The sequence below is a fragment of the Alphaproteobacteria bacterium genome (assembly GCA_002869105.1).
Classification (GTDB): Bacteria; Pseudomonadota; Alphaproteobacteria; order UBA7879; family UBA7879; genus UBA7879.
This window is the reverse complement of record PKTP01000002.1, coordinates 94,541-106,683: the sequence shown is the minus strand read 5'-3', so window position 1 is coordinate 106,683 and position 12,143 is coordinate 94,541. Positions and strand designations below refer to the sequence as shown.

Here is a 12,143-nt window from a genome sequence, read left to right as displayed (position 1 = left end):
GGTGATCGCCGCTGTTAACGTTGTCTTCCCATGGTCAACGTGGCCAATCGTCCCAATGTTACAGTGCGGCTTATTTCGATTAAACTTCTCTTTACTCATTTAGTTGCTCCTTAAGAAACTCAAATTTTTAGTTATCATACTGAGGTTTTTTGTGCATTACCACCATAAAAAGTTGGAGCGGGTGAAGGGAATCGAACCCTCATAACTAGCTTGGAAGGCTAGGGCTTTACCATTAAGCTACACCCGCATAAGAGGTGGTGGAGGGAGTAGGATTCGAACCTACGTACGCATACACGGGCAGATTTACAGTCTGCTGCCTTTAACCACTCGGCCATCCCTCCGGAAAACCATAATTGCACTTAAGTTTTTTTAGGTGAAAAAGTCAATACTTAATCGCACTAAAAACCCGATTTATTTTTAAAAAATGCTTGGATTTTATCAATAATGAACGATTGTTTCTCCCCATCCAAATACGGGTGCATTGGCAAACTTAATACGTGTTGTGATAACCGCTCACTAACCGGCACTCCCTTTGGTGCACTGGGATATTGTTTATAAGCTGGCTGGTGACTCAAGGGAATGGGATAGTAAACCATGGTTGGAATGTTATGATCCTTCAATGCTTGCGCAAGCGCATCACGGTCTGATGTTTGCAGCGTGTATTGCGCCCAAACAGATTCATAATCAGTTGGCACCAGGGGTGTTTTAACATACTCCTGCAGTCCCTCTGTATAGCGCTGCGCAATTTCTTGCCTTCTTTGGATTTCATCTGGATAGATTTTTAACTTTTCCAGCAGGATAGCAGCTTGAATCGTATCAAGGCGCCCATTCATGCCCAGGCGCACATGTTCATAGCGATGGGAACCTTGTCCATGCCCCCTGATTGATTTGAGCACTTTATCAAGCTCTGAATCGTTGGTGAAAATAGCACCACCATCCCCATAACAGCCAAGAGGCTTTGCGGGGAAAAAGCTTGTTGAACCAGCATCACCATAAGATACTGCTACCTTACCGTCTTGCTTAGACCCAAATCCTTGGGCACAGTCAACCAACAGTTTCATGCCATTTTGTTTGGCAAGTGACTCAATATTTTTTAAGTCAGCCGGCAAGCCAAATAAGTCAACGGCTATAATTACTTTTGCCTTTAAATCAGACTTCGTTTTAACCCAATCGATCGCCTCATTTAGTGAGTTGATATCCATGTTAAATGTATCTGGATCAACATCAACAAAAACCGGGGTTGCTCCCAACATGGCAACCACCTCAGCCGTTGCAACAAAAGTAAAAGCTGGTACAAAAACAGCATCACCAGGCCCAACATTCCAAGCCCATAACGGCATCAACAACCCATCCGTACCACTTGCGCATCCAATGGCGTGCCTAGCTCCAGAAAATTGAGCAAGTTGTTGTTCGAGTTCCGCAACTTGCGGGCCATTGATATAGCATCCTTCTCGAACAACCTCTAAAATTTTCTGCTCTAACTCTGCGCCAAGGCGCTGCCTTTGAGCCTGCAGATCAATGAATGGAATGGTGTTTGGGTCCATGCGTGTTCTCTTTAAAATTTGTTGGCGCACTCGACAGGATTCGAACCTGTGACCTCTGCCTCCGGAGGGCAGCGCTCTATCCAGCTGAGCTACGAGTGCTAAAGTTTCTTTTTTTATAGCGATCAGCTCAACTTTTGTCTAACGCAAATCATAGCAAAGCTTCTACAAATGATGTTTCGAAGTATTTGAGGAGGTCAAAAAAAATCCACACTCGCAAAAAAATAAAAACAATGTTAGAAAGAATAAAGACTTGTTCATGTGTAACAGAGGGGCTGCAGGACCAACTCATGACTTATCGTTCTATATTGTTAACCATGTTTGTATGGGCTCAGACCCTTTACTGCCAAAATGCTTCAGATCTCCAAATTCAGCTCAAAAACCTTCGTGAGTCCCTCTACCAAGCCGAAAATATTCCCGGCCAAAAAGGGTTAGATCAGGTTAAGTATTATCAAAAGCTCATTGAAGAAAAAGAAAAAGAGCTTGTCGATCAAGGCGTTGATCCCGAGCCAGAGGACAAAGAAAATGCTCCTTGGATGCACACAGATGACCTGGAAAAAATTAATTACCAATCACACCAGCCTAACGCGGGACATCAATCGGCTCTTCAAGATATTGACAAAGAAATACTCAATGTTGAAGAAAAGCTAAATTGGCTCATTCAAAACAAAGAATCTGGCATCCTCAATGCAAATGAGGTTGCCAATCAAATCAATCAGCTTGCTGAAGAAAGAGAAAGCCTGCTGATCACCAAAAATAATCTCAGGGAAGACCCAACATCCACCATCGTCAACTATAAATCAAAACGCTCAAAAGAAACTCTTGATCGCGATCAAAAACTTAAAGATCCGAAATGAGCAACTCCAAAGCACCTTTAATCAAATCTATCTTTTACGTGAGCAAATACTTGAACAAACCGATGGCGAGGCTATTAAAAAGCTTGGTAATAAAATTTCCTCACTTGAACAGGAAGAAAAAACGTTAAAGGCGAGAATACGTGCCATGGTCCAATCCCCTCTCCCTCCTCGAGTCATGAGCAAAACACATCAAGAGCATCTAAAAAAAGGCAATACCAATCAGGTTGAATACGACTTAAAGCTAAAATCTTTTATTCAAGAGCTCTCCATTAAAGTGACCAGCTCCGTACAAAGCTTTCAAAAGCTAGCTCTGGCACAGAAATTTCAATGCTCGGTCAACAATTAACATTATTGAATCAACAAATAGTCATGGCTCAAGAAGATCTTAACGAATTAAAATTGGATAAAAGCCACTCAAACCAATCGGGTGCAGAAGCTACTCTTCTTACAAACCAACACGCTGTTGCACCAACGCCCCCACAACCTCAAGCGACTAAAAGCGAGCACAGAGAAGGTTTAACCCAACAAATTAAATCTCAACAACAGCAAGCTTTATGGTCTGAAACGCCACAAACAAACCAACAAGCTGAAGCCTTTAAGCCGAATGATCAAGCTTACAATGCGCAAAGTCTAGCAAAAAATGTTGAGGAAAAATCCCAGGTAAAAGCTGAACAAATAAGAGCCCTTGAAAACATTAACAGTATTTAAAAAGCATCTTGGTTTTTAGACTCTATTCCTCTTCTGAATGAATTAATCTCTTAGACACATCACGCCTATTTACCAGATTATTTTCGCCAAAATCTTGGCACAAGGACAACAAAAAAAACAACAAGCTCTAATCGTCCTAAAAGCATAGAGAGAATAAAAATAATCTTAGCAGCATTCGGCACACTGTAATAAGTTGAACTTGGACCAATCATCTCTCCTAGACCTGGCCCTAGGTTGGTGAGTGTTGCCACCACACCTGAAATGGTTGTCATAAAATCAAGATCTGTCAATCCCGCAAGCAAACATAAAACAACGATGGTTAGCATATACATAAAAAAGAAATTTGTGACAGTCATCATCGCGCTATCGTCAAGAGCTCTGCCATAGAGTCGCGGCGTAAAAATACTTCTTGGCCACCGAGCCTTACGCAATTGCGCAAACACATTTGCCAAGAGCATTTGCAAGCGATAAATTTTAAGACCTCCAGCTGTTGATCCGGTACACCCACCAATGATGGGCAAGAAGAAGAAAACCATCAAGGCCAATCCTCCCCAATTAGAGTAATCAGCCGTTACAAACCCTGTTGTTGAGAGTGCAGAAATCACATTAAAAAGAGATTGAATCAGAACAGAGCCGAATTCTTCGTTCCCCTGAAAAAATCGCCAAACCGATACAAGACTGACCGTTAAAATTAACATTTTTGTGTATCCCCGTATTTGGGGGTCCCTGAAAAAAATCTTAAGCCCTCCTGTTTAGCCAAGAGGAGAATCAGAAAATTAGCGCCTGCTAAAAACATAAATACACAAAATGTTAGCTGGATGACTGGACTTGAAACATATTGAATAGACTGATTCCAGGTTGAAAAACCACCCGTTGATAATGTGGTTAATGAGTGACAAATCGCATCATAAGGAGACATGCCTTCAATAAAAAAACAAAAGGCACATATGGCTGTAAGAGTGATGTATAAATAAAATATTCTTAGCACTGTACTCATAAGCCTAGGCGTAACCTTTTCAACCTGATCGATGGTTTCAGATTGAATAAGGCTGATGTAGTTAACTTGACCAACTGGAATCAATATAAGCGCCATAACAATGATCCCTTTTCCGCCAAGCCATGCATGATGCAACACCACATAATAATGGCCTGATCAGCGCCTTCAACATTAATAATAACATTTGCGCCAGTGGTCGTAATCATAGATACCGACTGAAAGAGAGAATCAATCCAGCTTAAATGAATAGACCCAAAAAAGAAGGGGATCGCACCAATAACCGCCGTTGAAAGCCAGACAGAAAGTGTAATGATACAAGATTCTTGGATTTCAACTTTAGCGTTTTGATTGTTTAAATTGCTCACTATCATCAGCAAACTACAAATACTCCCCAAAACAGAGGGAATCAGAAAAACCATGAAATCAGAACTATCATGCCAGCAAGCATAAAAGGCCGGCGGAAGCATGGAAATAAAAAACACCAACCAATAATAGCCCAGGATTTTAAAGATTTTAGGGGAATTCAAGTTTGCTCTATGCCTTGTTAAACATTTGTCAAAATCTTATCAGAATTTAATCCGATGTAAAAATTCAATTCTCGATAAAATACAAAATCAGTCATTCTATACACTTTTTATGTATACTTTCTAACCAGTTGGGCAAGCTTTCCAATAATTTCAACACGTGAAACATGGTATCTTTGATCGATAAAATCTCTATTAGCGGCTTGTAAACAGATAGATTCTGGATCATGATCATCCGTGACTAAGCGCTTCAGCGTTACTTCATCACCATCAATCAGAGCCGCAACAATATCTCCTGAAACAACCTTATTGGTTTTCAACATAATCACCACATCACCATCCAAGATACCGGCCTCAATCATAGAACAGCCAACTATTTTTAAAGCAAAATAGTCTGCAATTGAATGATGAGCAGACAAAAAAGATGCAGGAACATCAATGACTTCATCTGGGTTTTCAAAAACATGGAGGGGTATCCCTGCAGCAATGTTGCCATGAAAAGGCAGCTCAACTGAAGATTCATGGGTTGATACATTTAAAGTTTCAGAAACACTTCCACCATCAAGCACATTATCCCCTCTCATTTGCACCTCTGTTTCCTGCAAATGACGGACTGGCGCTGCTTTGATAAGTTCAATGCCGCGTGCTCGGTTTGGTAGACGCCTAATATATTCTTTAGACTCAAGTGCCGTAACGAGAGAATGAACCGCTGACTTTGAATTCAGACCAAGTGCCTCTTTCATTTCATCATAACTCGGTGAAATATAATTTATTTTAATATGTTGCTCAATAAATTGTAATAGCTGTAATTGTCTCTGAGTAATCATAGAATATAACCATAATTAAGATTCAAAAATTATCCAAGATTAAAGTCTCAAAAAATACAAATTCACTCATTTTTCTGGATATTGTTGCATGCTCTCGATCAGAACAAACAACCTAAGGGCACTGGAAAGATTGTTAGGCTGCAAATGATCTATCGCTTCAATAATTTTTTGAACACTGATTTTTTTTTGGGCGGAAATCTCATTTAGTTGGCGCCAAAAAAAGGGTTCAAGTGTAACGCTTGTACGATGCCCGTATAAATGGACTGATCTTTTTTTAGGTACATTTTCAGCCACCGCAGCCAGAAAAAGGGGAGGGAATAAGCCATCCTTCATCAGTGCACAGCCATTCTTATCAACGCATCGACGTTTTTCTTTTGCGCGGGCAGAATAACCATGTCCCCTCTTTTATGACGGGTTTTTTTTATCAAGCTTCCCTTTTTCAAAGCACGCCCATGATAAAGTTTGACCTTATACTGTTTAACAAAAGGCTCTATCCGATAAGGGCCGTTTTGATTGTGCAAAAAGAAAAGTTTATGAGAGGCCAGTGCTTTAAAGAAATCTGCGGTGGTTCGTTTTTCAGCCAAAAACCCACTCCCCATTCTATTACTGACACCCACAATTTTTGGGCTAAGCTTTATCATCTTTTTCAGCCTATCATTCATCTCCGCAAAAGACAGTGTTGTTGTCAGCATATCCTGATGAAAGGGGATTTTTTTATTAGTAGGCGCCATGGGAATATCAACGATAACCCTAAAAGAATATCGATTGATAAAATGAATCAGATCTTTATCTCGCATTTTCTCTAAAGGCAGAACAATTTGAATGGATGCTTTCAATTGGGCCAGCTTTTTTAGCTGAGACAGTGACGGAGAGCTAATCGCATAGTATGCAAGCACCTTAGTTTGGTTAGCAGCAATCTTTTTGCTTTGCTGAAACGCAACTCTCTTCTGCTCCTTTGTTTGACCGGTCAAAAAAGCTTCTTTCTTAAGACGCTCTTGATCTCTGGATGGTGTTCGGATGCTTTGTAATTCTTTCTGCAGCAACTCTTCCTTGGTCTTTTCCTGGGAACGTCTTGAAATTACTTGGTGCACAACCGGTTTAAGAGCATTCAGGACAATCAAACTTTCTTGCTCTTCAAAGTTCTTAGAAGCATCAAAGGCCGATATTTTTTCAACGGTATCGGCCCCATTATTTTGTACGCTGTTTCGTTGAGATTGACCGGATGGTGTCAAAACAACACTCTTCTGACTTTTCGCTGAATATCGATCTTTATATGAATGAACGAGGAATTTCCAATGGAGAAAAGCGACAATCAAACAAAGCGTGGAGGTTAAAGCAAAGAAAGCGATATATCTTGTATATGACTTATCTTTCGTTGAATTGATGATTGCTTGAAGACGCCGTTCAGCATCAAAATCATTTTGTAGATGACTATGTGACATGGATATCACTCAACAAGGTATCTAAGGCCTTCATTTTCTTTCAAGTGTTTATCAAGAAACTGATGAAGCTTATACATGGCCTTAACTTCAATTTGCCGCACGCGTTCTTTAGAAAGCTGGTAATGCAGCGCAAGCTCTTCCAATTTTTTAGGGGGCTCTTCCAGCTTTCGAGCAACCACAATTTGTTTTTCACGTTGATTAAGCATGTTGATGGCTTTATGAACCAGTTCTGATTTTTTGGTCTGATCCGTTGAATGAATCAGCGCTTCTTCTTGGTTGGCATCATGAGATTCAAGCCAGTCTTGCCACTCTCCAGATCCAGACTCTTCCTTGATTGACTTATTAAGAGAAGCGTCGTGGGCTTGCATTCTTTTTTGCAGAGACTTCACTTCTTCAATTGGAACATTAAGTTCGGTGGCTATGCTCTGCGCATGTTCGTCTAATAAATCTACATCATCTCTTATTTTAAGGGCATGTTTGATTTTCTTAAGGCCAAAAAATAATTTTTTCTGCGCAGCCGTCGTTCCAATTTTAACCAATGACCACGATTTCAAAACATAGTCCTGAATGGCGGCTCTAATCCACCATTGAGCATATGTTGAGAATAGGTTTCCCATTTCAGGATCAAACTTATTGGTTGCTTGCAAAAGCCCTAAATTTCCCTCAGAAATCAAATCTGCCAAAGGAAGCCCATATCCTCTATAGCCTGATGCTATTTTAACAACCAACCTCAAGTGGCTTTCAATCAACTTTTTTCGGGCATCCTTATCTTCACTTTCTACCCAGTTCTTGGCCAGTGTATACTCCTCATCAGGTTCAAGCATTGGAAATTTCTGCGTTTGTCGAATATAGTCATTTAATGTATCTGATGAAGGGAAGTAATTTATTTTTTCGTTTGCCATACTTTTTGCCTGTTAGTAAACAATGCTCCAATACTCATAAAATCGCGTCAGAACATCTTTAAGACCATCATTTTTTTTCATATTTTCAAGCTCTTGGTCAAAGAGGGCCTTAAATTCTTTGATGCCATTAATGCTTTTATTGAATATGACATATATATCCGTAACAAGGAAGGGCTCAGGATCCTTCTCCAACCTCAATAGATCTTCTGTATCCACGTCAAGACCGATAGACTTAGCGTGAAGCTCATCACTTAACATGGCCTGGTCTCGATCATTCATCATTCGTGCTTTGCAATCACCGGTATTTAAGGCCACATCAAAGGGTATGTTGCTATCTGCCAATTTCTCGGCCAACCCCTTAATGTTCATCATGTATTGAGGGACACAAATTCTTTTAATTTTTCTATCCATAGATTCGGGTATTGTTCGCCCAGATATTTTCAAAGCAAGGGAATTATTGGCACGACGATAGATATATATTTTTGCCTCCAACACTTTTGTTTTTAATTTTTGATCAAGATTAGAGGAGCTTAAGTCAAACACAGGAAAATGGGCCACAACTTCTTTATTATTAAAAATCTGCTTCCATGAATCATCTGAAAAAAAAATGAACTTAACTGAAAGGTCATAGCGTTGAAAAATTTTTGTGATCATTGTCGGCATAATACCCTGCCCTAAAGAGGTATCATTGGCATAAGGGGGTAATTTAAAGGCAGAGAAAACAAGCTGGTTCTGACTCTCCACCCCAGCAATGGCGTCTGAGACGATCAAAAAAAAAGAGAAAAAAACAACCAACCTATTCACCATTCCTCACTATAGCTTTTAATTCCTTACGTTGCCAAGCACCAATCACCCCTCTTGAAAAAAAACAAAAAGTTCTTAATTAATTATTTAAGGAACAAAAAATGCGCAAGAATTGGAAAACATCAGAAATAGATGAGCTTAAATCCCTTTATACAAACGGATTTAAGGCACAGGAAATCAGTAAGATTTTGCAAAGATCTCAACAGAGCATCAATCGCGCCCTCTCACGCTATGCATTTAGAAATCAATTTAAAACCAAGAACACAAAAGCTATTTATATATCTCCGCCGCCATCTATCATCGACAAACCCTTGGCGCCAATCGCCTACCTAAAATTTAAAGCACCAACGTCTCTATCCTCTTGCACCCATGCCCCTAATCATGACCATCCAGATATACATTTTAGAAAGAGTCACAGCAATAAAGTAAAAATAGAAATACAGTCAGATTTTCCAAATCATCTCCAGCACCTTCCAAAGAAGAAGGTTTTAACTGGGGTGGACTTGAGGATGAAATAAAGTGGGCACACCGAGCAACACCTCATAGAATTTTACCAATCAAAAAACAAAATATGCCCCTGATTTTCTATGTAAGAAGCGTTGAGAACCCAAAAGAAAAATATTACTTAAATCGAAAATCTCTTCTCACTAAGCTCAATCAAGAGAGAAAAAATTTACGTCTTCCCCTATTTAAGATACGATAATAAAAATTTTTGGACCTTTTATGTTGAGATATGTCCTGTCAGCAATTTCGTTAGTGGTATCATTCCACATCTACTCTGCCTCTTTAAATAATATCATTTCAACCAAAAGCAGCGACTTCAATACGATCAACACATTCTGTGCCTCTAACTGCTCAAATTGTCAATTCAGCCACTCATATTGCCTCCGAGTTCTCTACAACGCGTTTGGAAACATTTGTAGCAGTCAACAATCAGAAAACTGTTATGACAAATGGTATAAACTCTCAAACCAATGTCAAGAATATTGCCCTAATCCTTGACATGTTTAAAAGAAATGCCTTGGTTTACCGCTAGACCAGCAATAATAATTGCCGTTCCAACACCAGCTAAAAGTGTACATCTTTCATTGAGACAGGAATAAGAAGAAATCAATCCAAAAACAGGTGTTAGGAGCAAGTATCCTGAAACTTGTATGGTTTGGTTACGCGCAAGCACCAGCGCTAAGAAAACATACGCAAAGACAACAGTGACCAAACCAGAAAACAGGAGCAAAATAATCCGTGCATTCAAAAGAATCGTAAGGGCATTTCTCCACGGCTCAAGACCCTCTACGAACAGAGAGATAAGGGTAAAAGGAAGAATAGAAAAAAGGTTAAACCATCCAACAAACGCAAGGCCTTGTGAGATATCTACTTTCTTATATCCCCGTAAAGTTATAATTGCTGCACCAGCCGCAACCGCCGATATAGCAGCATAAAACAGCCCTAAATAACTCCCAAGACTTAAAGCTTCACGGCTAATCAGCGCAACACCAAAAGTAGAAATCAACAGCCCGACCATCTGTTTAGCAGTTATCCGCTCTCGAAAGAGAACCGCTGCAAAAAGAACGGCAAATATCGATTGTGTTTGTAAGATCACTGTTGATAATCCCGCTGATAGCCCAACAAAAATCGAGCCATACAAGAAAGAAATCTTCAATCCATGAAAGAAAGTAAAAGATAGGACCACACGATATGGATAAAGCGTTTTATGACAAATCAACAAAATAAAGGATAAAAGACCTGAGCGGACGGCACAAAAGAAAAACAGCGGCATTTCTTCAAGTGTCATCTTGACAATTGGGGCATTTATCCCCCAAGAAGCGGCTACTAAAAGAGCCATTAAAATATCAATTTTTTTCATTAAAAGCTGTCAACAAAAGGTTTTATAGCGGCTTGGTTGATATCAAAAAGATCAGAATACTTCCAGTTTGGCTGACCATCTCTATCAATCAACTTTGCTCGAACGCCTTCAATAAAATCACCTTGCTCCAAGAATACTTTGGCCAACTTTAGATCACAGTCAAAAACATTTTCTAGTGAAGCTGATTTCTTTTTTTGAAGATAAAGATGCGTCACTTTCAAGCTTAATGGACTCGCGTAGGCAAAGAGGTCATAAATATTTTGGAGCCACTCTTTTTCTGCTGGTTTAAGCTTTTGTAGCAGCAACATATCAAAGCTACTCAGTAATATTTCAAGGTCTCCCTCAGCCAAAAACGCGTCAATCTCTTGTCGAAAGTGGGCCAGTGGGCTTTCCAATTGTGTGGGCGCCTGTAAATTCTCAAGAAGAATATCTATGCATCCCTGAGCATCAACATTTGTCGGAGCTTTCTCTAAACCTTCATAAAAGAAATCCAGGGACCGCGATGCCAAATGATGCGTCCCCAAACCTGTATACAATAAATCTTCTGCATTTACCCGGCAGCCGCTTAAGGCCATTAACCATCCTGTGAATCCGGGGCATTGATTTAAGAACCAAGCAGCCCCAACATCGGGGAAAAAGCCAATCGCTGTTTCAGGCATCGCCCATGAGGAAGTTTCCGTGACAATTCTATAATCACAATGGTGCGCAAGCCCAAATCCACCCCCCATGACCAATCCTGCCCCAATAGCAATGGTTGGCTTTGGAAAACAAGAGAGTTTTTTGTTAAGCGCATATTCTTGAGTGTAAAACGATTGAATCTTGACCCAATCTTGCTTTTGGAAATGATGATAGAGATCCTTTATATCTCCGCCAGAACAAAAAAATGTAGGAGACGTACTATTCAAAACAACGACATCAACCTCACTCGAACAAGCCCAGCTTTCAAGTAAGTTATGCAGCTCATCTACCATTTCTCGATTTAATGCATTAAGTGCCGAGGGACGATTCAGGGAGATATATCCAATACCTTGATGAATCTTAGCGTTAATAAGGTCAGATTTGCTCATATCAATCACCTTTTTTCCAGTTTGACGCGACCGTTTAAAGCCGTTGTTAGAGTTCCCTCATCCAGATAATCAAGCTCTCCTCCCATAGGAAGCCCAAAAGATAGCCGTGATATCTTTAAATCATAATCCTTGAGTTGGTCTTGAACATAAAAAGCCGTTGTTTGACCCTCTAAACTGGGACTCAACGCAAAAATAAGCTCATGAAAAGAGTGTTTGTTCAGTCGCTCCTTTAAGCGAGCAATTGTTAAGTGCTCTGGCCTCACACCCTCAAGAGCTGATAAAAGCCCTCCTAAAACATGATATTGGCCACGATATGTTTGCCCACGCTCCAAAGCCCATAAATCCTCAACAGTTGCCACCAAGCACAGCGTATTGTCATCACGATTGGGGCTTGAGCAAATGTGGCACGGCTGTGAAAGATCATAGTTGCCACACACCTGGCACGTGGCAACAGAACAATCTACATCTTGTAAGATTTGAGCTAAGGGGCGAAGAAGTGTTTCTTTTTCTTTAATCAAATGGAGCGCCAAGCGCCTACCAGATCTGGGCCCAAGCCCTGGCAGCTTTCCTAGCTTTTTAATAAAAGAATCAAGAAGGTTTTCTGACATGT

The 12,143-nt window shown here is 40.2% G+C and carries 17 protein-coding genes and 3 tRNA genes; 4 read left to right on the top strand and 16 right to left on the bottom strand.

Going from position 1 to position 12,143, the window contains the following annotated elements; translation table 11 throughout:
* From C0582_00850 to C0582_00830, 5 genes are all read right to left on the bottom strand, one after another.
* Positions 1-99 (bottom strand): hypothetical protein (locus C0582_00850; GenBank protein ID PLX30457.1); only part of this gene is annotated, 99 nt, incomplete at its 3' end.
* Between the two features lie 74 nt (positions 100-173).
* Positions 174-247, bottom strand: a tRNA-Gly gene (locus C0582_00845).
* 8 nt (positions 248-255) lie between these two features.
* Positions 256-341, bottom strand: a tRNA-Tyr gene (locus C0582_00840).
* Positions 342-398: 57 nt separating this feature from the next.
* The gene (locus C0582_00835) at positions 399-1,544 is read right to left on the bottom strand and encodes an aminotransferase DegT (protein PLX30451.1); all 1,146 of its coding nucleotides are present in this window, start codon (positions 1,542-1,544) and stop codon (positions 399-401) included.
* Positions 1,545-1,566: 22 nt separating this feature from the next.
* A tRNA-Arg gene (locus C0582_00830) sits at positions 1,567-1,643 on the bottom strand.
* Between the two features lie 188 nt (positions 1,644-1,831).
* Between C0582_00830 and C0582_00825 the strand changes: the two genes are divergently transcribed.
* From C0582_00825 to C0582_00815, 3 genes are read left to right on the top strand one after another with little or no spacing between them, the layout of a single operon-like run.
* On the top strand, positions 1,832-2,398 hold the full coding sequence (locus C0582_00825) for a hypothetical protein (protein PLX30450.1): 567 nt from the start codon (positions 1,832-1,834) through the stop codon (positions 2,396-2,398).
* Positions 2,364-2,744: a hypothetical protein gene (locus C0582_00820; GenBank protein PLX30449.1), complete on the top strand. Its 381-nt coding sequence runs from the start codon at positions 2,364-2,366 to the stop codon at positions 2,742-2,744. The genes C0582_00825 and C0582_00820 overlap by 35 nt, the downstream gene beginning before the upstream one ends.
* Complete coding sequence (locus C0582_00815; GenBank protein PLX30448.1) at positions 2,726-3,106, top strand: hypothetical protein; 381 nt, start codon at positions 2,726-2,728, stop codon at positions 3,104-3,106. The genes C0582_00820 and C0582_00815 overlap by 19 nt, the downstream gene beginning before the upstream one ends.
* 77 nt (positions 3,107-3,183) lie before the next feature.
* Here C0582_00815 and C0582_00810 read toward each other — a convergent pair whose 3' ends face one another.
* From C0582_00810 to C0582_00775, 8 genes are all read right to left on the bottom strand, one after another.
* Positions 3,184-3,804 (bottom strand): hypothetical protein, encoded by a 621-nt coding sequence (locus C0582_00810; protein ID PLX30447.1) that lies wholly within the window; start codon positions 3,802-3,804, stop codon positions 3,184-3,186.
* A complete protein-coding gene (locus tag C0582_00805; protein PLX30446.1) occupies positions 3,798-4,199 on the bottom strand; it encodes a hypothetical protein in 402 nt (133 codons plus the stop codon). Before C0582_00805 ends, C0582_00810 begins: the two co-directional genes overlap by 7 nt.
* A complete protein-coding gene (locus C0582_00800) occupies positions 4,184-4,630 on the bottom strand; it encodes a hypothetical protein (GenBank protein ID PLX30445.1) in 447 nt (148 codons plus the stop codon). The genes C0582_00805 and C0582_00800 overlap by 16 nt, the downstream gene beginning before the upstream one ends.
* A gap of 107 nt (positions 4,631-4,737) precedes the next feature.
* The gene (locus C0582_00795; protein PLX30444.1) at positions 4,738-5,454 is read right to left on the bottom strand and encodes a repressor LexA; all 717 of its coding nucleotides are present in this window, start codon (positions 5,452-5,454) and stop codon (positions 4,738-4,740) included.
* A 66-nt stretch (positions 5,455-5,520) separates the two neighbouring features.
* A complete protein-coding gene (locus C0582_00790) occupies positions 5,521-5,787 on the bottom strand; it encodes an aryl-sulfate sulfotransferase (GenBank protein PLX30443.1) in 267 nt (88 codons plus the stop codon).
* Positions 5,787-6,896 (bottom strand): hypothetical protein, encoded by a 1,110-nt coding sequence (locus C0582_00785; GenBank protein ID PLX30442.1) that lies wholly within the window; start codon positions 6,894-6,896, stop codon positions 5,787-5,789. Before C0582_00785 ends, C0582_00790 begins: the two co-directional genes overlap by 1 nt.
* A gap of 5 nt (positions 6,897-6,901) precedes the next feature.
* Positions 6,902-7,798: an RNA polymerase factor sigma-32 gene (locus C0582_00780; GenBank protein ID PLX30441.1), complete on the bottom strand. Its 897-nt coding sequence runs from the start codon at positions 7,796-7,798 to the stop codon at positions 6,902-6,904.
* Positions 7,799-7,810: 12 nt separating this feature from the next.
* The gene (locus C0582_00775) at positions 7,811-8,605 is read right to left on the bottom strand and encodes a hypothetical protein (GenBank protein PLX30440.1); all 795 of its coding nucleotides are present in this window, start codon (positions 8,603-8,605) and stop codon (positions 7,811-7,813) included.
* A 98-nt stretch (positions 8,606-8,703) separates the two neighbouring features.
* Between C0582_00775 and C0582_00770 the strand changes: the two genes are divergently transcribed.
* The gene (locus C0582_00770; protein ID PLX30439.1) at positions 8,704-9,120 is read left to right on the top strand and encodes a hypothetical protein; all 417 of its coding nucleotides are present in this window, start codon (positions 8,704-8,706) and stop codon (positions 9,118-9,120) included.
* A 473-nt stretch (positions 9,121-9,593) separates the two neighbouring features.
* Here the strand turns inward: C0582_00770 and C0582_00765 are convergent, their stop codons facing one another.
* The 3 genes from C0582_00765 to C0582_00755 are packed head-to-tail and all read right to left on the bottom strand — an operon-like array spanning position 9,594 to position 12,141.
* Positions 9,594-10,466, bottom strand: coding sequence for a hypothetical protein (locus tag C0582_00765; protein ID PLX30438.1), 873 nt, complete (start codon positions 10,464-10,466; stop codon positions 9,594-9,596).
* Positions 10,466-11,542, bottom strand: a complete 1,077-nt coding sequence (locus C0582_00760; protein ID PLX30437.1) for a hypothetical protein — start codon at positions 11,540-11,542, stop codon at positions 10,466-10,468. Before C0582_00760 ends, C0582_00765 begins: the two co-directional genes overlap by 1 nt.
* Positions 11,539-12,141, bottom strand: coding sequence for a recombination protein RecR (locus C0582_00755; GenBank protein ID PLX30436.1), 603 nt, complete (start codon positions 12,139-12,141; stop codon positions 11,539-11,541). Before C0582_00755 ends, C0582_00760 begins: the two co-directional genes overlap by 4 nt.
* Positions 12,142-12,143: the final 2 nt, after the last annotated feature.